Genomic DNA, 26,511 nt, shown 5'->3' with positions numbered 1-26,511 from the left:
ATATGTCAGCGATGACTTTAAGTAAGTTAGTAGGGAAACTTAATCCAACGTGTCGCCAGTCTTTAGAGTCTGCGGCCAGTGTGTGTCACAGCCGAAGTCAATTTACGGTAGAAATTGAACATTGGTTACTTGCGCTGTTAGAGGCTGAGTCAGGTGATTTAGATATCATTATGGCCAGTTTTTCAATCCAAAAAGACCAATTAATTCATGAAGTAAGGCAAGGCCTTGAGAAATTTAAAACAGGTAATAGCGCAGCGCCAAGTTTATCGCCGCATATTGTTAGTCTACTGAGACAAACTTGGTTAAATACCAGTATTGAATTTAATGATAATGAAATCAGAACCGCTTATTTGATTTTCACATTATTGACCGATGACTCGTTAAACTCGTTAGTTTCTCGTTCAGCGAAACAGCTGTTCAAAATCGATTCAGCGCAATTAAAGCACGCATGGCCACAACTTGAGAGACAATCTACTGAGCATAAAGTATCAAGTAGTGATATTGAAGAGACTCAGGCAATGGAAAATGCACCCAGTAAAACGCCGAGTTTAGATCAGTTTACCCAAAATTTAACGCAGCAAGCTGAAGCAGGAAAAATTGATCCTATTCTAGGTAGAGATAACGAAATTCGTCAGATGATCGATATTTTAACCCGTCGTCGCCAAAATAACCCTATTTTAACTGGTGAAGCAGGTGTGGGTAAGACAGCGGTAGTTGAAGGGTTAGCGTTAAAAATAGCCCAAAAAGAAGTGCCATTAGCGTTACAAAATGTCCGTATTCATACTTTGGATTTAGCCCTGCTACAGGCTGGAGCGGGTGTTAAAGGTGAATTTGAAAATCGCTTAAAAGCACTGATTAACGAGGTTAAAAACTCGGTTAAACCCATCATTCTATTTATCGATGAAGCGCATACCATGATTGGTAGTGGAGGGCAGGCAGGCCAAAATGATGCTGCAAATCTTTTAAAACCAGCATTAGCTCGTGGTGAACTTCGTACAATTGCTGCTACAACATGGGCTGAATATAAGAAGTTTTTTGAAAAAGATGCAGCGTTAACTCGACGTTTTCAGGTGGTTAAAATTGAAGAGCCTGAACCAGAACAGGCTATTGCAATGATGCGAGGTTTGCTACCTGTTATGGAAAGTCACCATAAGATCTTGGTGTCAGATCAGGCGCTTTGTGCAGCTGTTAATTTATCACATCGTTACATTACCGGCAGGCAGTTACCCGATAAGGCGGTAAGTTTGTTAGACACGGCATGTGCGCGCGTTGCAATGAGTCAGGCTTCAACACCAGGCAGTGTTGAATCATTACAAAGACAAATTCAGCAACTTGAGACGCAAATTGATATTTTAACCCGTGAGCAGAAAACGGGTACCGATCATAAGAAAGTCATTAGCGAGTTAAATAAAGAGCAAAAAACGTTAGAGAAAGCACTTAAGCCTTTAATGAAGCAATGGGAAACCGAACTTAAAACCGTGGAAGCTATTGCAGAATTAGTGACCAAAATCCAAGAGGGAGAGGAAGATTCTGATCAGTTAGTTGCCGAACTCACGACGCTAAAACAACAATTAGCAAGCAACAAACAACCTATGGTGCATTGGCAAGTTGATGAGCAACTGGTTGCAGAAGTGATTTCTGACTGGACCGGGATCCCTGCTGGTAAAATGCAGGATGATGAAATTACCAATGTGCTCAATCTAAAGGACATTATGGCTAAACGAGTTATTGGTCAGGATCATGCCTTGGACTTGATTGCTAAGACAGTGCAAACGTCGCGAGCGCAGTTAGGTGATGAGAAACGCCCAATAGGGGTGTTCTTATTGACGGGCCCAAGTGGTGTAGGTAAAACAGAAACGGCATTAACTTTGGCAGAGCATGTTTATGGTAGTGAAGATAACGTGACTGTGATCAACATGTCTGAATTTAAAGAAGAACATAAAGTTTCTTTACTATTAGGTTCACCTCCTGGTTATGTGGGTTATGGCGAAGGTGGCGTGCTAACAGAGGCTGTTCGTCGTAAGCCTTATAGCGTTATTTTATTAGATGAAATGGAAAAAGCGCACCCTGGTGTACAGGATATTTTCTATCAAGTATTCGATAAAGGCATGATTAAAGATGGTGAAGGGCGAGATATTGATTTTAAAAATACAATTATCATCATGACTTCTAATGCTGGGACAGATACAACTATGTCTTTATTTGAAGATGAGCAAACGGCGCCTTCAATCAATGGTTTAAGAAAGGCTTTACAAGATGACTTGCTGACTTACTTTAAACCCGCATTTTTAGGACGAACCAATGTGGTTCCATATATTCCATTAACTCAAGACATGTTGAGTGAAATTACTAAATTACAGTTAGCGAGAGTTGGTCATCGCCTTGCGGGTCATTATCAGGCGAAATTTAGTTTTACCGATGACGTTGTAAGTAAGATCGTTTCGATGTGCCAAGATGCAGGTTCTGGAGCCAGAAATGTTCACAATATTTTACAAAACTCAATGTTACCTGAACTCTCAGTACAAATATTACAGAATATGGCGACCAATAAAAAAATAAATAATGTCAAAGTTAATGTAAGCAAGGAAGAATTTACCTATAAAGTATAAATTTAATTTTTTTAAAGTAAGAGATGACTTACAAAATATAATTATTAGGTATTAGTTAGCCAGTGTTAATAATAACAAATGATAAGGGTTTATATAAATCTTTATTGTGGTAGGTTCTTATAAGTGTCTGAATTAATATCTTTTAATTATTTTTGTAAATTATTAACTCTTGTTTTGTAAGGTCGATTGATTTAAAGAAAACCTTTGTTATAATCTTTTGGCTTTAAAAATATATATCTACTTTTATCAATGAATAATACTTTTGGGTGTTATTTGTTAGTAAGTGCATTTTTAATAAATTGAAATATTAAGTTTGTTATTAAACTTATATAAAACTGTCCATTAATGGATGACAATCACGCAAAAGGAGCATTAATAATGCAAGCGAACACGTATTTAGATTATGAAGGTATTAAAGGCGAAACTACTGCTGAAGAATTCAAAGACATGATTACTGTGTTATCAGTAGACTGGAATGTTAGCCGTGAAATTACTTCTTTTACTGGTACTGCAAAAGACCGTGAAGCGAGCTCTACACGTTTAGGTGATGTAACTATCACTAAATTACAAGATAATGCTTCTACTGATCTTTTCAAAGAAGCAACTATCGGTAAAGGTAAAAAAGCTATTTTCCATGTGACCAAGCAAGGTGACAAAATTGAAGAAATCATGCAAATCGAATTAACTGATGCAATGATCTCTAGCTACAGTGTTTCAGTTCATGGCGATCGTCCAGTAGAAACTATCACTATCAGTTACACTGAAATGATGATGGCAGTAACGCCTACTGATGATAAAAACAACATTACTGCAGCGCTACGTTACGGCTACAGCGGTGTTAAAGGTCAACAAATGTAATCCATTTGCGATCTTAATCTTGAGGGAACGTCAGTTTCCTCAAGATCTTAATTCTTAATGACTGAGGCAAGGAATGCTAAAGGCGACTCAAAAAAATAATATAATCAGTATCAGCACCCCATTAGGTAAAGACACGCTATACCTAACGCATCTTACTGCCACAGAAGCCATTTCTCAGTTATTTTCTATCAATGTGTCCATGTTTACCGTTGGGACACAAATTAGTTTAGATAGCCTTGTGGGCAAAAATGTTTGCATCACTTTACGCAACGCAGAAAGTGATGGAGCTGCTCGATATTTTCATGGTGTAGTCAGTCACTTAGAATCAGCAGGCATGCGAACTGCTGCTTCCGATATATCCCAAGATTATATTGATTATCAAGCTGTTATCGTGCCTAGAATGGCATTGATGAAAAAGCGCAGTAACTGCAGAATTTTTCAAAACATGTCAGTAATCGATATTATTAGTGACTTGTTTGGTCAACATAACGTTGCCTTCCAAAATAAAACCACGCGCACATACCCTAAATACGAATATTGTGTTCAGTACCTTGAATCTGATTTAGATTTTGTATGCCGTTTATTACAGCAAGAAGGTATTTTCTTCTTTTTTGAACACAGCGTGAGTGCACATACCTTAGTACTTGCCGATGATATTACAGCTTATAAACCTTGTGCAGAAGAGAAAGTACGTTGTTTTTCTGGTCATTTAGCAGAGTCACACGTTGCTCACTGGCAAGGCGGTATGAGTATGGTGAGTGGCGGCTTTATGCAAAAGGGTTATGATTACGAACAACCCAAATTATATCCGTCAGGCAGCCATGCCAATGCCAGTTTACCTGATCAAAGTACACTTGAAGTTTACGACTACCTTGGCGAGTCAGAGTTAAATAAACGTGCTCAACCATTTGCTAATAATCAATTAGAAGCATTACAAAAAGACATGAATAAATGCAGTGGTCAAGGCGACTGCCGCAGCTTTAGTGTAGGTAAATTTTTTAGTTTTAAGGATCACGAAAACAGCAGTTATAAAGGTAAGAGTTTTCTTATTACAGCCCTAAGGACATCTGCAACACAGCCTAACCAATCTGGCGCTGGTCAATCGGCTTCAATTGGTGTTTATCAAAATGATTTTGAATGTGTGCCTAAATCAACTCCGTATCGGCCAACACTTCAAATCAATAAACCGCTTATCAATGGAGTGCAAACTGCAGTCGTTACTGGAGAATCTGGTGATGAACAGCATATTGATAAATTTGGCCGAGTTAAGGTGCAATTTCATTGGGATAGAGATGGTGAATTTAATAGTAAAAGTTCATGCTGGATCCGTGTTGCCCAAAGTTGGGCTGGTAATAAATGGGGCGCTTTCTTCTTCCCAAGAGTAGGTCAAGAAGTCTTAGTTGAGTTTATTAATGGCGATCCTGATCAACCAATAATCAGTGGCGCAGTTTACAACGCGGATCTAATGCCACCCTATGCTTTACCGGCTAAAAAAACGCAGTCAGGGATTAAATCGCATAGCACTAAAGAGGGCGGCGCAGATAATTTTAATGAATTACGCTTTGATGATGAAAAAGGTAAAGAGCTGCTATTTTTACAAGCAGAAAAAGACCATCAATTAAATGTTAAGAACGATCAGAAAGATACTATAGGCAATGATAGATTTTTAGATATTGTTAATAATGACAGCGGCAAAATTGGTAATGATAGAACTACTGAAGTCGTCAATAACGATACACTTAAAGTCGGTAAAGACCGTAGCGATGATATTGGCAGTAACGACACGCTTAAAGTGGGCAAAGCGCTTAATATCGAAGCAGGGAAAGAAGTCGTGATTAAAACGGGTAGTGCCTCGATTAAAATGAGCAGTGATGGCTCGATTTCAATAGAAGGTACCAACATTCAAATTAAAGGTACTAATGTGAAAGTAAACGGTACCAGTATTGCGTTGAAAGCAGCGCAAATTAAGTTGAATTAACAATGCAAATTTCAAGTTACCCTGGCGTTGGATTAACGGGTGCGTTTTGTCGTGGCCACGAGTTGATTTGCCAATTTGGTTATCGGTATTTGATTTGCAAACCCGTTGATAAACCTCAAGACCCACTATTGGATATACCTGATAAGACCTATGTAACTAGTACAACCTATGGTGAACAATTCTTAACTAATCGTCATATGTGGCGTAATCATCAGGATGTAATTAGCCATATTTACAACTATTTGATGAATGACGAGTATGCATCAGGAAGGGCTGAGCAAATAAAATTAATCAAAGAAATAGCGGTAGCCTTAATGCAACAAGACTTGCTCGTTATACCGTTAGAAAGTGATTAATACCCTGCCGATAGCGCCAATGTAAGACTAACAATTCAAGGAAGATTTTATGGGAATGCCCGCAGCTACACTGACATCTATGCATGTATGCCCAAAAACTAACCCAGGCCCTGTCCCACATGTAGGCGGACCTGTCATTATGGGCTCAGGAAACGTGCTTATTGGTTCTATGCCTGCTGCTCGTAAAGGTGACAAGTTAATTTGTGTTGGCCCACCAGATACAATCAACGCAGGTTCAAGTTCGGTACTGATTAATGGAAAACCCGCAGCGAGACTCGGAGACAGTACTGCCCATGGAGGTAAGATTGTAGTAGGAAACCCTACTGTAATGATTGGATAGTATGAGCAAGGATTGCGTTGAATGAACTTGATTGAGAATTTTGAACTTCTCTTAGCACAACGACAAATATTAATGTCGTCGTTTCAGTGTGCCCCTAAAAATGTTGAAGATAACACCCGATCTTTATTAGTCACACTCAATATGATCCAGCAGCAAGCTCACGAAGAACATAATAGCGAAGCATTTCTCTGTGCTAATAGCGTCGTTGAAATAGTGACAGCGTTTGAAAATGATGTGTATTTCAGTACGGAAAATCAGTTGGTTGTTTTGCAACTACTGTTGCAAATTCATCTCAAACAAAGAACCCACGACCAAGCAAAAGTATTTGAATTATTATTAAATAACAATCAAATAGATTTAAATAAATACATCCCTAGTTTAGCACTAGTGGCTTGCCAGTTTGGTGTTGAAGGTTTGCAGTTCTCGATGGTTGGTAAAACGCCTGAACAAATTAACCAATATATTTTGTTTTGTATCTACCGAGGTAAACGACTAAAAAGTATTGCAGGTATTGCCTCACTAAATCTTACGCCGCTGAATGCACTATATGCAGAAATGTTGTTAGAAGAAATTTCTGAGCCATTAGCGCTATATAGCCGTTTTGTTGAAAATGAATATTGCCATAGCCCTTTGTTTGAAATATTTGTAACCTCTCTTGATGAGCAGGTTTTAACTCAAATTTTCAATTTAATGAGTCGTGATGAAAACCTCAGTGACAGAGTGATTCAGCTTATGGGTTTTTCAGGTTTTGGTAAATTTGTGCCATTTTTAGCAAAAGCAATGCAGCACCCCGCTAAGACATTAATTGCTTTTGATGCTTTAAGAACGCTTTTAGGCCCTGGACTTGACTCGTCAATTCCTTACCAAAGACAGTTTGAAGAAAACACACAAAGACGTGCTGAGTTTCTGCAATTTTATAGCGCTAAGTTACTTAATCGCTGGCAATTATATGCGCCAGATACACCTGGAGTTCGGCTACTCAATGGCGTGGAAGTTAGCCTAGAAACAGTCGATAAAATACTGCTTAAATCGAGCCCTGTTCATCAAAGGGTGGCTAAATTACATCAGCTTAGATTAACCGGTGAAGTGCGAACTTCGTCAATGACTATAAAGTTGGCCTCATGATTATTAATGTACTCGAATCAGAGTTAATCGTAGGTCAATGCGATAATCAAATGCAGTTGATTAATTTACCTTATACAGAAGGACTCAATTTCAATCTGCAATTACCAAACGGAACTCAATTAGTCTCAGGTATGCGCAGTGATCTAAGTGCGAAATGTAAATTAACACGCATTATCGAACTGCTAAGCAAGCTACCTATAACTGATGCCAGCGCATGGGCGCCGTATCAACACAATCCTGTTTTTTGGTTGTTACCGAATTTAGCACCTGAAATGTTAACTCAGTGGGTAAACGCATTACATCAAGCTTTTCCTCATTGTTTTGAACACCCAAATGGGCGCATTTTTCCTATGGGAAGTGCATCTTTACCTATTGCGTTTGAGGCGGCTAAGACGATGGGAAGCCGTGTTGACTCGATTGTCTTTATCGCAGTGGATAGTTTGTATTTTTATATGCCTGAACTTTATCGAACTGGACAATTGATTAATGCAGATATTGATGAAGGCATTAGGCCTTCTGAGGCCGCGATAATGACTAAGGTTCAAGTCTCCACTGCAGAAAAAACACCACTAGGGCTACATGTGACTGATGTATTTCAAGACGCTGCTACCCAGGTTCAATTAACACAGTCAATTAAGCGTTTATTTACTCAGCTTACAGAGCAAGATGAATCAAGTTTACTAAAACAATTATATTTCCCCGGTGATAATCAAATCACCCAAGATAGCTGGCTTAATGCCTATGAGCAGCTCGCGGGAAAAATAGATCAAGATACCCAAATTACTCAAACTAATTATTACACTGGGAATATTGGCGCCGCAGCGGGATTATATAATTTATTACACGTATTTAATCGCTATAAAGAACAAGGTTTGTCAGGAGTAAGCGTTCAGTTAGAGGTTTCTGAGGAACGTTACCTTGGCCTGTTAAGGTATGAGTGGCTAGGTTGCAGCGGTGAAGCAAATGGCTAATCAGAATCAAATGCAGCCTGTATGGCTGACAACGCATTTAGCTGTTTTTAACATTAGTCTCATGGATAGAGAAGGCGTTAGTACCAATGACGGTCAGTAATTTTTATTTTAATGGTTTCAATCGGCATATCGTTGTTGTTCCCAGCAGTGCATCAACACCTTCTGGTTTCCAGTTACAAACCTTTAGCCAAGCTAATGAGATTGAGCAGTTGGTCAATGAAATAAGTCCTCATTTGGTACGTGATAGAAATGCCTTAATGCAAGGGCGCGCATTAGTATTGCAAGCGGGCTTGAATACTTCGTTAAATCGAAAACAAATCGTCACCAAATTAAATGAAGCAATTTCACGTAACCTATTACGTGTTTATGTTGAAACGCCTAAAGCAAATATTCAAACTTCTACCGAAACGGCCTCACTCGGAAACAGCTCAAGTAAATCTAAAGCGCCTGTTTCAAGTAAAGGTAAGCAGACTGCTCAATCAACTGAGTCTGGCACCATTGCTAATACGACTCCAACTGAAGTACCAATTGATCAACAAGAATGCCGCAGTGATCCTGTGTCTATGTTATCTGGCGAGGAAATTTTACCGTTAACTGATTTTGAAATTAATGGCCTAATGCCGTTAACTTGGCGACGTTTATATCGCTCTAGTAAAGTTGATCGAAATGTTGGGCTTGGTTTTGGTTGGCGACATAACTTTAGCTTACAACTCAATCGCCAATATCAAGCTCCTCCCAAAGTGGGGCCGAAAAAGCCTGGTAAATACTGGTTTGAGCTCACTGATGAAGAAGGACGAGTACATGTTTTTGATGAAGTTAAACGCGGCCAAACCAGTATTCAAAGTACGACAGGTTGGTCGTTAGTTCATCAAGCTGATGGTCGACAGGTATTATTAAAACCAGATGACAGTCATTGGGCGTTTAAAAAGCGTCAAATAGACAATCAAGATGTGTGGTTACTAGAAACGATTAGTAATCACCAGGGCCAATATTTTCAGCTGTACTATGATAAGCAAGGCAAGCTTAATCAAATAACCACAGGGCCTAAACGCGGTGTTCTCCTTAGTTATAACGCCCAAGGTAACTTACTAAAAGTTGCTTCTTATATACTTAACGAGAAAGGTAATAAGCAGCAACACCCTGAACTCCTTGCAAGCTATCAATATGATGACCACCAAGCCTTAATTGCAGCTACTGACATGAATGGCCTAGTTGAACGGTACAGCTATCATAAACCTAGCCAAACTCAGGGGGCTGAAGCTTCAACCCGAAGTAATCACAAAACAACCTATTTATTAAAAGCCAGAACTCGAGCTTCAGGGTTTAGCCACCACTTTTTATGGGATGCTGAGGACGTAAACGCTAAATGCATAGAGCAGTGGGGTGATAATGAGATCTATCACTACCATTTTTCTTATGAGTCACATCCAAATGGCATGCGAAGTCGTTGTGTTGATTCTCTCGGAAATAAAGAAACATTCGTTCATAATTCTCAAGGTTTACTGATTGAACATCATAATGCTAATGGTGCGGTGACACGGCATCAATATGACAGTGTTGGGCGCAAAATAGCGACCATTGATGCAAACAATAATCAAACCCAAATCATATACAATACCTCAGGACAAATTGAAGCCATTATTCATGCTGATGGTGGTGTCACACAATTTGAATACAACCGTTTAGGTCAGTGTATTCTGACGCAAGATCCCATTGGCCGAACGTTTACAAAGCAGTTTGATGCAACAGGGCGCATTTTATCTGAAAGTCATTTTGATGGTCGTCAGCGGTATTTTCAATACAATGATTTTGGACAAGTAACTCAAAAAACAGAGCTTGATGGTGTTATACATCGATATCATTGGGATAGAGATGGCGAATTATTAGCAACACAAATTGGCGATGCTTTAACTCGCTATAGTCATGATCGCTTAGGACGAGTAAATGCAACAATTAACCCGCAAGGTTTAGTTACTGAGTACATTCGCGACCCCAATGGGCAAATAATTGAAGAAAAAGCATACCCTCAAGATAAGCCTGAACAGGCAATTATCACCCAATATCAGTTTGATCAAGCAGGTAGAAAAGTTAGTCAAAAATTATTGGTTGATGAAGCAGTTGTTGATGAAAACGTATCTGATTTAAATAATGCAAATCAGAGCGATATTGAAACGCTGCTTAGCTATGATGGATTAGCTCAACCGTGTCAACAAACTTTTGCAGATGGTAGCTGGCTTAAATTCTTCTATGATAAAGAGCGTAATTTAAACAAAATTGAGCGAAGTGATGGTGCTCAATATCGAATTGAATACACCCCGACAGAACAGCCAAAAAAATTAATCGGGTTTGATGGTCGCGAGCAAGTTTACCAATATGATGCCAATGATAAGTTAGTGGCAGTAAACGACAGTGACATTCGTTTTATTGAATTAAAGCGTGATGCACTAGGTCGTATTATTCAGCAAAGCAGTCATGTAAAACTTGATGCTAATGTTCATTCTGCTACGTTAAACACTCAAAATTTTTACCAATATGATGTCATTGGCAATATCACTCGCGCGCACAATCAGCATCGCACGCTAGAGCAAAAATATGACACTAAGGGTAGAGTCACTCAGGTCAATCAAGGTGCATGGCACTTATCTTATCAGTACGATGCTAAAGGTAATCGAAGTGGCTTAACCTTACCTGATGGAAGCCAAGTAAATTATCAATATAATCGTAATGGCCTGTTAGCGGATATTGGGGTTGTACTAACCGATAATCAGCAAACTATCGATATTGCTCAATATCAATATACAGATGCTGGCTTATTAGAGCACACAAGGTTAGGTAATCAACTCGAATCAACCCACACATATGATGCTTATTCAAGGCTTATTGAACAGCAGTGGCAACACGCTAAGTTTGCAGAAAGTGAAAGTGAAAGTGAAAGTGAAAGCGAGAGCGAAGCAACAACTTTGTTAAGTTCACCGCTATTTGAACATCGACACTATCATTATGATAATCAGCACCAGCTTAAAGCATCTGAAAGTCAATTAAATTGCAATGGCGTGCAGGATGAGAATGACTTAAATGTCGATTTAACCCAATTTGAATACAATAAAATTAGCCAGTTGGTTAGCCATTCGCGAGAGAGTGAAGCAAAAGCATTAAGCGCGAATGGTAAAAGCAGTATTGCCTCTAACGCCATTGCTGTAAAACATCATCACAAAGAACAGTATCATTGGGATGCATTTGGCAACCCGACTCAACATATTCGTCAACATGACGCTCAGGTATTAACCACTGAACAAAATCGTCCTGATAAATCCATTCAAGATGTGGTTGTTAACAATGACCGACTAATGAGTATGGCAGGAGTGGATTATCGTTATGATGCCAGTGGTAATCAAATCTCTCAAATTGGAACGGGCAATAAACAACAGCGCAGTTTTAATGGCTTAAACCAGTTAATCCAAATTAATGATAATGGCAAACTGACGCAATATGAATATGATGCATTAGGTAGACGCAGCGCAAAAGTGACCGAGCAAGGCCGTACTGATTTTATTTGGGATAATAACCAGTTAATTGGTGAATGCACGTTAGGTCAATATACCTGGTATATCTATCAACCCGATACCTTTACGCCGGTTGCTCTCATTAAAGCTGGGCAGGTTTATTATTACCATTTAGACCAACTGGACACGCCTATTGGTCTGACTGATGCTAATGCCCAAACAGTATGGCGTAATAAGTTAGATGTGTTTGGAAAAGCCTTTGATACTGTTGTTGAAAGCAATGTTGCAAGAGATGATGAGTTTGAAAATACGATAGTAAACCCTATCCGCTTTCAAGGTCAGTATTTCGATGACGAATCAGGCCTACATTACAACCGCTTTAGGTATTATAGCCCTGAGCAAGCAAGGTTTATTCATCAAGACCCAATCGGATTAGTAGGGGGATTAAACCACTACCAATATGCGCCGAATCATGTGAATTGGGTAGATCCGTTTGGGTTGATGTGTACTGAAGGTGAAGCTTCACTAAATCTTGTGTTAAACAATGCTGTCGATACAGGCTCTATAAATGAACAGCTTAAATTAGATCTTCTAGAAGCTGCTCAAATTGGCTTTTTGACACCAAAAGAAATCAAAGAAAGCTTAGCTAGTGGAAATGTAAAGTCATTATTTAACTTGTCTCCTAACAAGGTAGAGAATGAAGATACAAGTGCACAAATTGTAACTCAGAATCATGGACATAAAGTCCCAACAGTAGATGAATTGATTGATACTGAGCTTGATAGGGTAACCAGCTTAATAAATAAAGAAGGTGATGAGTTTAAAAATCATGTTTTAATGAATTACTATCTAGATCCAGATATGCAAGTATTGACCAGAGAGGAATTTTTAGCTATTTCGGTGTATAGCACTAATCTGTACGAGCCAATCAATAGTGGTTTGAGAGGTTTTTCTCCTGAAGATAAAGTGAAGTGGGCTAATTTAGTTGATAATGCAAATAGAGGTTTAGAAAAGCTAGCTGATAATCCAAAACTTAGGTTTGAAGGGCAAGTTATTCGTGGTGATGATTTCAGTGATGCACTTATTGAAGAATTGTTTCCAATTGGTGGTATTCACCATGAAAAAGGATTCAAAAGCTCATCCAGTAATTTGGAGAAACCTTTTGACGGTAATACGATTATCGCTATTAGATCTAAGACTGGTATTAAAATCGCAGAAAATGCAGCAGTAAAGCCTAACGAAGAAGAAGTTCTATTTAAATCGGGCACTAAGTTTAAAGTACAAAGTAGATCTTACGTTAATGGTAAATATCGAATTGAATTAGAAGAAGTATAGTTATGAAAAATAAAAAATATTACGATGACTCAGGCAAGTTAATAACATCTCAAATAATAATTGAAATGTTAGAAAGAGAAAAGAAAATACCCAACGATCTTCGCTTTCCATTTATGACAAATAAATTAAGTGGTTCAAGAGAGCCACATAAAACTCAGTGGATGTCGAATTATCACGTATATCGAATCGCGAAACCTAAACCTACGGATTTAGAATGTAAGAATTACTACCAAAGGATCGGCGTTGATAGTGATGATGATATTAATCGTTTTCGTGGGGCGTTAATTGGTTGTGCGATTGGTGATGCTCTGGGTACAACTGTTGAATTTAAAGCATCAGGAACATTTCAACCAATGACAGATATTGTTGGCGGCGGTCCTTTTAATTTGAAGGCGGGTGAGTGGACTGATGATACTAGTATGATGTATTGCTTAGCGCATAGTTTGGTTCGTACTAAAACTTGTGACTTCAAAGACCAAATGGATTTATATACTCGCTGGTGGCAAGACGGCGTTTTTAGTGTTAACGGCAAGTGCTTTGATATAGGTTTAACAGTTGTGTCGGCATTACAAAGATATGAAAAAACAGGAGAACCATTTTCTGGGGATACAGATCCAATGTCGGCGGGGAATGGCTCGTTAATGCGCTTAGCTCCTATACCAATCCGCTATTATGATAGTTTTATTGATGCTATTGAATATGGTGGATTAAGTTCTAAAACAACTCATGGTGCAACTGAAGCCGTGGATGCTTGTAGGTATTTTAGTGGCTTGATATGGGGGGCATTGCATGGAGTAAGCAAAAGCCAACTTTTAGATGGTATTTATAGTCCTATAGATGACTTTTGGGAGGCAAATCCTTTATGCCCATCAATGGTAGAATTATTAACGTCAGAAAATTATAAAATAAAGAAAGCTTCTGAGATAAGGGCTAGCGGTTATGTAATGCATACCCTTGAAGCTGTTTTATGGGCATTTTTTAATTCCGATTCATTCGAGTCTGGGGCTTTACTTGCAGTAAACCTAGGTGAAGATGCTGATACGACAGGTGCTGTTTTTGGTCAGCTAGCAGGAGCTTTTTACGGTGAACGTGTCATTGATTATAACTGGGTTAGTAAAATAAAAGAGCATCATGTTTTTTATTTAAAAGCTCAAGAGTTAAAAGAGTTGATAAATGCTGAATGAAATAATCTCGTTTAATAACTATATAGTTATTTACTTATCTAAGTTAGGCTGATTCAATTAGTTTGTGCTACTCATAGTTGAATGTTTAATCTGTAACTCTGACACCTATATATCAATACTAATCGTACTTAGATGCACAATGTTATTAAACAATGAATTAAATTCATCTAAATTATTTTCGCACTATAGCTGAGCAAGCATGTTTTACTATGGTGCGAAATTTACAATCTGGTTTATTCTTCTTTTTACAAATAGCTGTTATTGACCTTTAAAAGCACAAATACTTCGACGTTTTTCCTTAGCTATAGTGTCTCGTTATAATTTACTTTGTACACTTATAACTTTTTTGCATAAAAATGTGGCTTTGCAAGCATATTAAATTACTTTTCACCGTTTTAGTGCATGGTTTGATTGTGTGGGAATGGAGTGAAAGTCATAATCTATGACCTAATTGACTCTCTTTTATAACCTTTCGATGTCTACTTTCTCTTAATCGGCCAAATACCTCAATGAATATTTATGTGTTTTTGTATGGTTATCTTAGTTCATTTTTACGTATCGGGTTGTTATTGCTAGTGGCTTAAACTGAATAAAATCGGAAAAGAGCGATAACTTTAGTCAATGCACAAATGCTCATGATGAGTTAATGAGAAGGTAACTTGTTTATCGCTAACGCAGGCAAGGGCAATTAATTCACACGCTAATATCGAACTTATTTCAGTTAGTGATAGGTGTTTATTTGAATGTTTGTGAGCTATCGAGAGTACACGATGGCATCAAGTCTAATCAATATTTACTTGTTAAATCTTCTCATTCAGGTTTGCATGAATTTCAGGCAATAAAAAAGCGCCTTATAGGCGCTTTAGAAGTTAATTTAATACGAATTAACGCTTATCTAAACTAACAAAATCACGGTCTTCTGAGCCAGTGTATAACTGACGTGGACGACTGATCTTATGACCTGGTTGGTCAAGCATTTCTTTCCAATGAGCAATCCAACCAACTGTACGAGATAGTGCGAATAGCACTGTAAACATACTTGTTGGGATACCAATTGCTTTCATGATGATGCCTGAGTAGAAATCAACATTTGGATAAAGCTTCTTAGAAACGAAATACTCGTCTTCAAGTGCGATACGCTCAAGTTCCATTGCTACGTCAAGTAGTGGATCTTTAACGTTTAATTCAGCTAAAACTTCATGACAAGTTTCACGCATCACTTTCGCACGAGGGTCGAAGTTTTTATATACACGATGACCAAAGCCCATAAGACGGAAAGGATCCGCTTTGTCTTTTGCTCGTGCAATAAATTCAGGAATGCGGTCTACACTGCCAATTTCTTCAAGCATGTTTAAACAAGCTTCGTTAGCACCACCATGAGCTGGACCCCATAATGAAGCGATACCTGCCGCGATACATGCAAATGGGTTAGCACCTGATGAACCTGCTAAACGTACTGTAGACGTAGAGGCGTTTTGCTCGTGATCCGCATGTAAAACAAAGATTCTGTCCATTGCTTTTTCAACAACTGGATTGACTTTGTATTCTTCACATGGGACAGCGAACATCATCGATAAGAAGTTACCTGCGTAACTTAAATCGTTGCGTGGATAGACGAAAGGTTGGCCAATTGAATACTTGTAGCACATTGCTGCAATCGTTGGCATTTTAGAAACTAGGCGGAAAGCCGCAATTTCACGATGTTTTTCATCATTTACATCAAGAGAATCTTGGTAGAACGCAGATAATGCACCAGTAACGCCACAAAGCATTGCCATTGGATGTGCATCACGACGGAAGCCTCTAAAGAAAGAAGCTAATTGTTCATTAACCATTGTGTGGTTTTTTACCATTGCAACAAACTCTTCGTATTGAGTTTTGCTTGGTAATTCACCGTAAAGCAGTAAGTAACAAACGTCTAAATAGTTAGATTCAGTCGCTAGCTCATAAATTGGATAGCCACGGTGTGTTAGTACACCTTTTTCGCCATCAATGTATGTAATTGCAGACTCGCAAGAGGCTGTTGCTAGAAAACCAGGATCGAAGGTGAAATGACCTGTCTTTCCTAATTTACTGATATCGATTACATCAAAACCAGCAGTTCCCTGCTTAATTGGTAAATCGATTGAATCATTCCCCGGTAACTCTAATTTGGCTATATTGTCAGCCATACCCCGTTCTCCTTACTTCATTCTTTTCTGTGAGTGCGGCATGTTAAGCGGACATTACTTTACAGTGAATCGTGATCACATTTCAATTTAAATAAGCGTTTAAATTTATTAGACCATGGTATAAACCTTGCTAGACGCCTTGCCAGCTGTGGTTTGTTTGCAAAAAAAATGCAAAAAAACAAATTTTGCATAGTGTGACGTTTGTATTTGACAATGGGCTTGAGTATACTTGCCTGCGTCCACAAAGGGCGACAGACATCACATTTTTGAAAACATTTTTTACCTAGCTAAATTAGTGGTTTCTCAAATAGTTAAGTGTTTGATAGTAGTCTGTTATGTTTCAACATTTTGTTTACATATGTATGTTGGTGTTGCAAATAGAAGCAAAGCAAGATGAATAATAAAAATAATGCTCAATGGAGCTGAGTGAGCAGAACGTGAAAAAGCAAAGACCTGTCCATATAGACCTACAGACCATTCGCTTTCCTGCAACAGCGATTGCGTCAATTCTTCACCGTATTTCCGGTGTTATCATGCTGTTTGCTGTCGGTATTCTTATTTGGATGCTAAATGAATCTTTAGCATCTCCTGAGAGTTTCGCTGGCCTACAATCTCTTTTTGATAACTTGCTCGTTAAGTTTGTTATCTGGGGAATTCTTACTGCGTTGGGTTACCACTTAATCGTTGGCTTACGTCATCTGATTATGGATACCGGTCGTTGGGAAGAATTAGCCTCAGGCTTAGCTTCAGCAAAAATCGCCTTTGTACTTTCAGCGGCGTTTTCAATCATTGTGGGGATTTGGGTATGGTAACTAATGCAGCAAGCCTTGGACGCAGTGGTGTTCATGACTTTATTTTAATTCGTGCTAGTGCCGTAATTTTAACCTGTTATACCATTTTTATGGTGGGTTTCATTGCGTGTAGCGCCCCATTAACTTACGAAATCTGGCATGGCTTATTTAGCACTTTGCCGATGAAAGTATTCACTCTGCTAGCGTTAGTCGCTGTGCTTATTCATTCGTGGATTGGTATTTGGCAAGTGCTAACTGATTACGTTAAAAATGTATCAGTACGTGGATTACTTCAATTCGTATTTGTCGTAGCGGCTTTTTGTTATCTAGCTGCAGGCATCATTATAGTGTGGGGTGTTTAAGTGGCTATTCCAGTTCGCGAATTTGACGCAGTAGTGATCGGCGCTGGTGGCGCTGGCATGCGAGCGGCTTTACAAATTTCTAAAGAAGGTAAGAGCTGTGCGCTTTTATCTAAAGTATTCCCAACACGTTCTCATACGGTTTCTGCGCAAGGTGGTATCACAGTTGCGTTAGGTAACGCCCATGAAGATCACTGGGAACAGCACATGTACGATACCGTGAAAGGTTCTGATTTTATCGGTGACCAAGAAGCGATTGAGTTTATGTGTAAGACAGGTCCTGAGGCGGTTATCGAGCTTGAGCAAATGGGCCTTCCATTCTCACGTTTCGAAAACGGCACTATTTACCAGCGTCCATTTGGTGGCCAATCAAAGAACTTTGGTGGCGAACAAGCGGCACGTACTGCAGCGGCAGCTGACCGAACAGGTCATGCTTTGCTTCATTGTTTATACCAACAAAACGTGAAACACAAAACTGAAGTGTTTTCTGAATGGTATGCATTAGATTTAGTTAAAAACGATGACGGCGCAATTGTAGGTTGTACTGCAATTGAAATCGAAACTGGCGAAATTGTTTACTTCAAATCGAAGGCAACAATTTTAGCAACGGGTGGTGCAGGGCGTATTTACGCTTCTACTACTAATGCTCACATTAACACTGGTGACGGTGTTGGTATGGCAATGCGTGCTGGTGTTCAGATGCAAGACATGGAAATGTGGCAATTCCACCCAACGGGTATTGCTGGCGCAGGTGTGCTTGTAACTGAAGGTTGTCGTGGTGAAGGTGGTTATCTTTTAAATAAAGATGGCGAACGCTTCATGGAGCGTTATGCTCCTAACGCTAAAGATTTAGCATCTCGTGACGTCGTTGCTCGCTCAATGATGACTGAGATCCGTGAAGGTCGTGGATTAGATGGACCATTAGGCCCGCACTGTTTACTTAAACTTGATCACTTAGGTAAAGAAACATTAGAAGCGCGTCTTCCTGGTGTTTGTGAACTTTCTCGTACGTTTGCGCATATTGATCCAGCAGATGGCCCAATCCCTGTATTGCCAACATGTCACTACATGATGGGTGGTCTACCCGCTAAAGTTAGTGGCCAAGTTGTTCGCCAAAACGAAGATGGTTCAGAGCAAGATATCGTAGGCTTATTTGCAGTTGGTGAGATTGCTTGTGTATCAGTACATGGTGCAAACCGCTTAGGTGGTAACTCACTGCTTGATTTAGTGGTATTTGGTCGTGCTGCAGGTCAGCATTTAGGTAAAGCGTTAGATGAGACTGCTGATCCTAAAGCACCTTCAGAAGAGCAAATTGCTGCTTCTCTTGATCGTCTTAATCGCTGGGAAAGCAATAAAGAAGGTGAAGATCCTGCAGTAATCCGTAAAGACTTACAGTTATGTATGCAGCTTAACTTCTCTGTATTTAGAAGTGGCGATGCAATGGCTGAAGGCCTTAAAGAGCTTAAGAAGATCCGTGAACGTTTAGCTAACGCCAAGTTATCTGATAATTCTTCAGAATTTAATACTCAACGTATCGAGTGTTTAGAGTTAGATAACTTAATGGCTACAGCGATTGCAACTGCTTATGCTGCTAACTTCCGTACAGAAAGCCGTGGTGCGCATTCTCGTGAAGATTTCTTAGACCGTGATGACGATAATTGGTTATGTCACAGTGTCTTTGATCCTGTCACTGAACAAATGACTAAGCGTGAAGTCAACATGGAGCCTAAGCTTCGTGATGCATTCCCGCCTATCAAGCGTACTTACTAGGAGAAGCCACGATGAAATTGGAATTTGCAGTTTATCGCTACAATCCTGATGTAGATACTAAGCCTTATATGAAAGATTACAGCTTAGAAGTGGAAGAAGGTACCGATATGATGGTACTGGATGCACTGATGAAGCTGAAAGAGTCAGACCCTGAGTTATCATTTAGACGCTCATGCCGTGAAGGTGTTTGTGGTAGTGATGGCGTGAACATGAATGGTAAAAATGGTTTAGCGTGTATTACGCCTGTTTCTACATTTAAGGGTAAGAAAATTGAAATCCGTCCTTTACCAGGCATGCCTGTAGTGCGTGATTTAATTGTTGACCTGACTCAGTTCTACACTCAGTACGAAAAAATTAAGCCGTTTCTTATCAATGATGAGAAAACGCCGGCTCGTGAACATTTACAATCACCTGAAGAGCGCGCTCATTTAGATGGTTTGTACGAATGTATCATGTGTGCTTGTTGTTCTACTGCTTGTCCATCGTTCTGGTGGAACCCGGATAAATTTATCGGTCCAAGTGGTTTATTGCATGCTTACCGCTTCTTGATTGATAGTCGTGATACGGCAACTGAAGAACGTCTAGCTGGTTTAGATGATGCTTACAGTGTGTTCCGTTGTCATGGCATCATGAACTGTGTTGATGTTTGTCCTAAAGGATTAAACCCAACTAAAGCAATTGGGCATATTAAGTCAATGCTATTGAAGCGAGCAGTATAAATGCACAGTTTAGAGCTAGGTTTACAGTTTAATTAGCTCTCATTGAGAGTCATCTTCATCTTTGGAGATGACTCTATTGTGTGTATTAGGAAGTCCTTTGTATTTAACTGATTAAAATTATATAGTTAGATACGATTCGATTGCGGTGCAATAGGTATCGTAATTATGATTATGTCGAAGCACGTGTATCAAGTTTTGTAAGGAAAAGTAATGCACCAAGGCATCATGAAAGCTTGGCTCGAATCGTCACATTTAAGTGGCTCTAATTCGACCTACGTAGAAGAGATGTATGAAGCCTATCAAGAAGATCCAAGTTCAGTTTCTGAAGACTGGCAAGTTGTTTTTGATAATCTCCCTGCGGTAAATGGTACTTCTCAAGATATACCTGAAACTGCACACTCTAAAGTACGTGATTATTTCCGCAGTTTAGCATTAGAAGGTCGAGCCAAAGGCGCCAGCCGTGTAACCGACCCTGAATTAGATGCTAAACAAGTTAAAGTTCTCCAGTTAATCAATGCTCACCGTTTTCGTGGTCACCAAAATGCCAATCTCGATCCATTAGGGTTATGGCAGCGTGAGTCAGTATCTGAATTAGATCCAGCGTTTCATGGTCTAGATGCTGAAGATATGCAACGTGAATTCAATACAGGTTCATTTGCATACGGTAGCGACACATTAAAATTAGCCGACATCGTGAAAGCACTTAAGAGCACTTACTGTGGCTCGATTGGTGCTGAGTACATGCATATTACTGATACGGATGAAAAGCGTTGGATTCAACAACGTCTTGAACCATCTTTAGGTAAAGCTAATTACGACATCAGCACCAAAAAACGTATCTTAGAAGGCCTAAATGCTGCTGAAGGTATGGAAAAATACCTTGGCGCAAAATTTCCAGGCGCAAAACGTTTTTCTCTTGAAGGTGGTGATGCATTAGTACCAATGATGCGCGAAATTTTATACCGCGCAGGTGAAGCTGGAACGAAAGAAATCGTAGTTGGTATGGCTCACCGTGGTCGTTTAAACGTACTTGTAAATGTACTAGGCAAACGTCCTGCAGAACTATTTGATGAATTCGCTGGTAAACACGATGAAGTTCAAGGCTCTGGTGACGTTAAGTATCACCAAGGTTTCTCATCAGATTTTGAAACACCAGGTGGTAATGTTCATTTAGCCTTAGCGTTTAACCCATCTCACCTTGAGATTGTTAATCCTGTTGTTATTGGCTCTGTTCGTGCTCGTCAGGACAGACGTGGTTGTAAAGATGGCTTACAAGTTATGCCAATTACTATTCATGGTGATTCAGCAATAACAGGCCAAGGTATTGTTCAAGAGACATTCAATATGTCTCAAGCTCGTGGCTTTAAGGTTGGCGGTTCGATTCGTATCGTTATTAACAACCAAGTTGGCTTTACCACTTCTAACCATGAAGATGTGCGTTCTACAGAGTACTGTACTGATATCGCTAAAATGGTGCAGGCACCCATTTTCCACGTCAATGCTGACGATCCAGAGGCTGTTGCCTTTATTTCTCAGTTAGCAGTGGATTACCGTAACGAATTCAAACGTGACGTTGTCATTGACTTAGTTTGTTACCGTCGACATGGTCACAACGAAGCTGATGAGCCAAGTGCAACGCAGCCGTTGATGTATGCAAAAATCAAAAAACATCCTACGCCACGTAAGATTTATGCCGATCGATTAATCGAAGAAAGCAGTATTTCAGCGGATGACGTAACAGGTTTAGTTAATACGTATCGTGATTCACTGGATGCCGGTGATTGTGTTGTTAAAGAATGGCGACCTATGACATTACATACTGTTGACTGGACGCCATACCTTAACCGTGAGTGGGACGAAAGCTACCAAGCGTCAATGGAACTTGAGCGTTTAAATAATTTAGCGCAAAAGATCGTTGATATCCCAGAAAGCCACAAATTACAGTCTCGTGTCGCTAAGATTTACAAAGACCGCGTATCTATGGCCGATGGTGAAAAACCAGTTGATTGGGGTTTTGCTGAGACGTTGGCTTATGCGTCTATTTTGGAAGATAAAAAACGAGTTCGTATTACAGGTCAAGATTCTGGCCGTGGTACTTTCTTCCATCGTCATGCGGTTCTTCATAATCAAAATGACGGTACCACTTATTTGCCATTACGTAATGTGGCTGATGAGCAAGGTGAAATTGATATTACTGACTCAGTATTATCAGAAGCATCAGTACTGGCATTTGAATACGGTTACGCAACAGCTGAGCCAGGTGGTCTGACTATTTGGGAAGCACAGTTTGGTGACTTTGTTAACTGTGCCCAAGTGGTCATCGATCAGTTCTTATCATCTGGTGAGCAGAAGTGGGGCCGTTTATGTGGTCTAACTATGTTGCTACCTCATGGTTATGAAGGCCAAGGTCCTGAGCATTCATCTGCACGTCTAGAACGTTTCTTACAACTTTGTGCAAACCATAATATGCAAGTGTGTGTTCCTTCTACGCCTGCACAGGTTTATCACATGTTGCGTCGTCAAGTTGTACGTCCTATGCGTCGTCCACTTGTTGTTATGTCGCCTAAATCATTATTGCGTCACCCATTAGCTGTTTCAACATTAGATGAATTAGCTAACGGAAGTTTCCAAAGTGTCATTGGTGAACTTGATGCATTAGATGCAAGCAAAGTAGAACGCGTTGTCTTCTGTAGCGGTAAAGTGTATTTCGAGTTACTCGACAAGCGTCGTAAGCAAGAAATTACCAATATTGCTATTTTACGTGTGGAACAACTGTACCCGTTCCCACAAGAAGAAATGCAAGCAGCACTTGCTGATTATCAGCATGTTAAAGATTTTGTATGGTGTCAGGAAGAACCTCAGAACCAAGGTGCTTGGTATTGTAGCCAACATCATTTCTGGGCAGCGATTCCAGCTGGAGCTCAATTAACTTATGCGGGCCGTGAAGCATCTGCTGCGCCAGCTTGTGGTTATCCTGCGCTTCATGCTCGCCAGCAAGAAGAATTAATCAATAGCGCATTAAAACTGTCGTAATAAAATTTATAAAAAGGAAAGCTTTCCATGAGTATCGAAATTAAGGTACCCGTTTTGCCAGAATCAGTTGCTGATGCAACTATCGCGACATGGCATGTGCAGCCTGGAGAACAGGTTTCTCGTGACCAAAATCTAGTTGATATTGAAACTGATAAAGTCGTACTTGAAGTTGTTGCGCCAGAAGATGGTTCTATTAGCGAATTATTATTCCAAGAGGGCGATACTGTCCTTGGTGAACAAGTTATTGCTAACTTTGTTGCTGGTGCAGTTTCTGGTCAAGAAGTGACTAAAGCTGAAGCGGAAGCAGCATCTCCTGCTGTTGAATCTGATGAATCAAACGATGCACTAAGCCCGTCAGTGCGCCGTCTAATTGCTGAGCACAATGTTGATGCTAGCCAATTGAAAGGTTCTGGCGTTGGCGGACGTATTACTAAAGAAGACGTTGAATCATTTGTTAAGTCTGCTCCAGCAGCGAAACCAGCAGCTGCATCAGCACCTGTTGCGCCGCTTGAAGGTCGCAGCCAAAAACGTGTACCTATGACACGTTTACGTAAAACAATTGCTAACCGTCTGCTTGAAGCGAAAAATTCAACGGCAATGCTAACAACGTTTAACGAAGTTAACATGCAGCCAATTATGGACATTCGTAAGCAATATCAAGAAATCTTTGAAAAGCGCCATGGAATCCGTTTAGGTTTTATGTCTTTCTACGTTAAGGCTGTAACTGAAGCCCTTAAGCGTTTCCCAGAAGTCAATGCTTCTATCGATGGTGACGAAATTGTTTACCACAACTACTTTGATGTGAGCATTGCAGTATCAACTCCACGTGGTTTGGTTACACCAGTATTACGTGACACTGACACAATGAGCCTTGCTGAAATTGAGAAGAACGTCCGCGAATTAGCGATTAAAGGCCGTGATGGTAAATTATCAGTAGATGATATGACCGGCGGTAACTTTACTGTAACTAATGGCGGTGTATTTGGCTCATTAATGTCAACACCTATTCTAAACCTTCCACAAAGTGCAATCTTAGGCATGCATGCTATTAAAGATCGCCCAATGGCAGTGAACGGTGAGGTTGTTATTCAACCTATGATGTACCTAGCACTATCTTACGACCATCGTATTGTTGATGGGCGTGAGTCAGTTGGATTCTTGGTTGCTATTAAAGATTTCCTTGAAGACCCAACTCGTCTATTGCTTGACCTTTAAGAGTCAACTAGACAATACCCTCGTAGCTGGCTCATACGAGCCAGTAGGATTTTTTAAGAAGTATATGGATAGATCATCATGAATTTGCATGAGTATCAGGCAAAATCCTTATTTGCCGAATATGGTTTACCAGTTTCTGAAGGCTTCGCTTGCGATACAGCCCAAGAAGCGGTAGAAGCTGCTGGTCACATTGGCGGTGATATGTGGGTTGTTAAGTGTCAAGTACACGCTGGCGGCCGTGGTAAAGCAGGTGGCGTTAAAGTTACCGGCGATAAAGAAGAAATCAGAGCATTTGCTGAAAACTGGTTAGGTAAGAACTTAGTCACTTACCAAACTGACGAAAAAGGTCAGCCAGTTGCTAAAATCTTAGTAGAAAGCTGTACTGATATTGCAAACGAATTATACCTTGGTGCTGTAGTTGACCGTGCAACACGTCGTGTTGTTTTCATGGCATCAACTGAAGGTGGTGTTGAGATTGAAACTGTTGCTGAAGAAACGCCTGAGTTAATTCACAAAGCAATCATCGATCCACTAGCGGGCCCACAACCATACCAAGCACGTGATCTTGGCTTCAAGTTAGGTTTAAACCCAACTCAAATGAAGCAGTTCACTAAAGTGTTCATGGGCTTAGCTAAAATGTTCGAAGACCATGATTTCGCTTTACTTGAAATCAACCCACTTGTTATCACTGACGAAGGCAACATTCACTGTCTTGATGGCAAAATTGGTATCGATGGTAATGCATTGTTCCGTCAACCTAAAATCCGTGAAATGCACGATCCATCACAAGATGATGCTCGTGAAGCACACGCAGCTAAGTTTGAACTTAACTACGTTGCACTAGACGGTAATGTTGGTTGTATGGTTAATGGTGCAGGCCTAGCAATGGGTACTATGGACATCGTAAACCTACACGGCGGCAAGCCAGCTAACTTCTTAGACGTGGGCGGTGGAGCAACCAAAGAACGTGTTGCTGAAGCATTTAAAATCATTCTTTCTGATTCAAATGTTAAAGCCGTTCTAGTGAACATCTTTGGTGGTATCGTTCGTTGTGACATGATCGCAGAAGGTATTATCGGCGCTGTTAAAGAAGTGGGTGTTGAAGTACCAGTTGTTGTTCGTCTTGAAGGTACTAACGCTGAATTAGGTCGTGAAGTTTTAGCTAACTCAGATCTTGATATCATTGCAGCTACCAGTTTAACTGACGCAGCTGAGCAAGTTGTTAAAGCTGCGGAGGGCAAATAATGTCTGTATTAATTAACAAAGATACTAAAGTTATCTGTCAAGGTTTCACTGGCGGTCAAGGTACTTTCCATTCTGAGCAAGCAATTGCTTACGGTACTAAAATGGTTGGCGGCGTTTCTCCAGGAAAAGGGGGTCAAGTTCATTTAGATCTGCCAGTCTTTAACACTGTTAAAGATGCTGTAGCTGAAACAGGCGCAACTGCTACTGTAATTTATGTACCAGCTCCTTTCTGTAAAGATGCTATCTTTGAAGCAATTGACGGTGGCATCGAGCTAATCGTTTGTATCACTGAAGGTATCCCTACGTTAGATATGCTTCAAGTTAAAGTTAAACTTGAAGAAACTGGCGTTCGCATGATCGGTCCTAACTGTCCAGGTGTTATCACTCCTGGTGAATGTAAGATTGGTATCATGCCAGGTCACATCCACAAGCCTGGTAAAGTCGGTATTGTTTCACGCTCTGGTACCTTGACGTACGAAGCGGTTAAGCAAACTACAGACGAAGGTTTCGGCCAATCAACTTGTGTTGGTATTGGTGGTGACCCAATTCCTGGTACTAACTTCATCGACGTATTGGAAATGTTCCAAAACGATCCACAAACTGAAGCAATCGTAATGATTGGTGAAATTGGTGGTACTGCTGAAGAAGAAGCGGCTGAATACATCAAAGCTAACGTTACTAAACCTGTTGTTTCTTACATTGCTGGTGTGACTGCACCAGAAGGTAAGCGTATGGGTCATGCTGGCGCAATTATCGCTGGTGGTAAAGGTACTGCAGAAGATAAATTTGCTGCACTAGAAGCTGCTGGCGTAAGCACAGTTCGCTCTTTAGCTGATATCGGTAAAGCGTTACGTACTAAAACTGGCTGGTAAATACTAGCAAGTGATATAAAAGGCGCTTCGGCGCCTTTTTTGTTGGGCAACAAACGGTTGATGATGAAATATTATTC

18 protein-coding genes are annotated in these 26,511 nt (G+C 40.0%); 17 read left to right on the top strand and 1 reads right to left on the bottom strand.

Annotated elements, in window-relative coordinates; translation table 11 throughout:
- Positions 1 to 2: 2 nt before the first annotated feature.
- The 9 genes from tssH to AB4128_RS04010 all read left to right on the top strand — a co-directional run bounded on the left by tssH (position 3) and on the right by AB4128_RS04010 (position 14,259).
- On the top strand, positions 3 to 2,609 hold the full coding sequence (tssH, locus tag AB4128_RS04050; protein WP_372036951.1) for a type VI secretion system ATPase TssH: 2,607 nt from the start codon (positions 3 to 5) through the stop codon (positions 2,607 to 2,609).
- 378 nt (positions 2,610 to 2,987) lie between these two features.
- Positions 2,988 to 3,467 carry a type VI secretion system tube protein Hcp gene (locus AB4128_RS04045; protein ID WP_055023372.1) on the top strand — a complete coding sequence of 160 codons (480 nt, stop codon included), beginning with the start codon at positions 2,988 to 2,990 and terminating at the stop codon, positions 3,465 to 3,467.
- A 73-nt stretch (positions 3,468 to 3,540) separates the two neighbouring features.
- Positions 3,541 to 5,445 carry a type VI secretion system Vgr family protein gene (locus tag AB4128_RS04040; protein ID WP_372036949.1) on the top strand — a complete coding sequence of 635 codons (1,905 nt, stop codon included), beginning with the start codon at positions 3,541 to 3,543 and terminating at the stop codon, positions 5,443 to 5,445.
- 2 nt (positions 5,446 to 5,447) lie between these two features.
- Entirely contained in the window at positions 5,448 to 5,801 is a 354-nt protein-coding gene (locus AB4128_RS04035; protein WP_192022870.1) for a hypothetical protein, read from the top strand.
- Between the two features lie 49 nt (positions 5,802 to 5,850).
- A complete protein-coding gene (locus AB4128_RS04030) occupies positions 5,851 to 6,141 on the top strand; it encodes a PAAR domain-containing protein (RefSeq protein WP_055023369.1) in 291 nt (96 codons plus the stop codon).
- Positions 6,142 to 6,162: 21 nt separating this feature from the next.
- Positions 6,163 to 7,266, top strand: a complete 1,104-nt coding sequence (locus AB4128_RS04025) for a hypothetical protein (RefSeq protein ID WP_211029033.1) — start codon at positions 6,163 to 6,165, stop codon at positions 7,264 to 7,266.
- Positions 7,263 to 8,237, top strand: coding sequence for a hypothetical protein (locus tag AB4128_RS04020; protein ID WP_372036946.1), 975 nt, complete (start codon positions 7,263 to 7,265; stop codon positions 8,235 to 8,237). The genes AB4128_RS04025 and AB4128_RS04020 overlap by 4 nt, the downstream gene beginning before the upstream one ends.
- A gap of 86 nt (positions 8,238 to 8,323) precedes the next feature.
- Positions 8,324 to 13,075, top strand: a complete 4,752-nt coding sequence (locus AB4128_RS04015; protein ID WP_372036944.1) for an RHS repeat-associated core domain-containing protein — start codon at positions 8,324 to 8,326, stop codon at positions 13,073 to 13,075.
- Positions 13,076 to 13,077: 2 nt separating this feature from the next.
- Positions 13,078 to 14,259, top strand: a complete 1,182-nt coding sequence (locus tag AB4128_RS04010) for an ADP-ribosylglycohydrolase family protein (RefSeq protein ID WP_372036942.1) — start codon at positions 13,078 to 13,080, stop codon at positions 14,257 to 14,259.
- A gap of 884 nt (positions 14,260 to 15,143) precedes the next feature.
- On the opposite strand, the gene AB4128_RS04005 is transcribed toward AB4128_RS04010, so the two are convergent.
- Entirely contained in the window at positions 15,144 to 16,430 is a 1,287-nt protein-coding gene (locus tag AB4128_RS04005) for a citrate synthase (protein ID WP_055023362.1), read from the bottom strand.
- A gap of 416 nt (positions 16,431 to 16,846) precedes the next feature.
- On the opposite strand from AB4128_RS04005, the gene sdhC reads away from it, so the two are divergent.
- The 8 genes from sdhC (at position 16,847) to sucD (ending at position 26,434) form a co-directional block, all read left to right on the top strand.
- Complete coding sequence (gene sdhC / locus AB4128_RS04000; protein WP_065107843.1) at positions 16,847 to 17,242, top strand: succinate dehydrogenase, cytochrome b556 subunit; 396 nt, start codon at positions 16,847 to 16,849, stop codon at positions 17,240 to 17,242.
- Positions 17,236 to 17,583: a succinate dehydrogenase, hydrophobic membrane anchor protein gene (sdhD, locus tag AB4128_RS03995; RefSeq protein ID WP_055023360.1), complete on the top strand. Its 348-nt coding sequence runs from the start codon at positions 17,236 to 17,238 to the stop codon at positions 17,581 to 17,583. The genes sdhC and sdhD overlap by 7 nt, the downstream gene beginning before the upstream one ends.
- The gene (sdhA, locus tag AB4128_RS03990; RefSeq protein WP_055023359.1) at positions 17,584 to 19,350 is read left to right on the top strand and encodes a succinate dehydrogenase flavoprotein subunit; all 1,767 of its coding nucleotides are present in this window, start codon (positions 17,584 to 17,586) and stop codon (positions 19,348 to 19,350) included. It begins immediately after the preceding gene.
- 11 nt (positions 19,351 to 19,361) lie between these two features.
- A complete protein-coding gene (locus tag AB4128_RS03985) occupies positions 19,362 to 20,069 on the top strand; it encodes a succinate dehydrogenase iron-sulfur subunit (protein ID WP_055023358.1) in 708 nt (235 codons plus the stop codon).
- Between the two features lie 210 nt (positions 20,070 to 20,279).
- Entirely contained in the window at positions 20,280 to 23,102 is a 2,823-nt protein-coding gene (gene sucA / locus AB4128_RS03980) for a 2-oxoglutarate dehydrogenase E1 component (RefSeq protein ID WP_055023357.1), read from the top strand.
- Positions 23,103 to 23,129: 27 nt separating this feature from the next.
- A complete protein-coding gene (gene odhB, locus AB4128_RS03975; RefSeq protein WP_372036938.1) occupies positions 23,130 to 24,317 on the top strand; it encodes a 2-oxoglutarate dehydrogenase complex dihydrolipoyllysine-residue succinyltransferase in 1,188 nt (395 codons plus the stop codon).
- A gap of 78 nt (positions 24,318 to 24,395) precedes the next feature.
- Complete coding sequence (sucC, locus tag AB4128_RS03970; protein WP_065107845.1) at positions 24,396 to 25,562, top strand: ADP-forming succinate--CoA ligase subunit beta; 1,167 nt, start codon at positions 24,396 to 24,398, stop codon at positions 25,560 to 25,562.
- Positions 25,562 to 26,434: a succinate--CoA ligase subunit alpha gene (sucD, locus tag AB4128_RS03965; RefSeq protein WP_119968663.1), complete on the top strand. Its 873-nt coding sequence runs from the start codon at positions 25,562 to 25,564 to the stop codon at positions 26,432 to 26,434. The genes sucC and sucD overlap by 1 nt, the downstream gene beginning before the upstream one ends.
- Positions 26,435 to 26,511: the final 77 nt, after the last annotated feature.

The organism is Shewanella sp. 10N.286.52.A9 (genome assembly GCF_041468985.1).
Taxonomy (GTDB): domain Bacteria; phylum Pseudomonadota; class Gammaproteobacteria; order Enterobacterales; family Shewanellaceae; genus Shewanella; species Shewanella japonica.
Note: the sequence above shows the minus strand (reverse complement) of the source record. Positions and strands in the feature narration are given on the sequence as shown.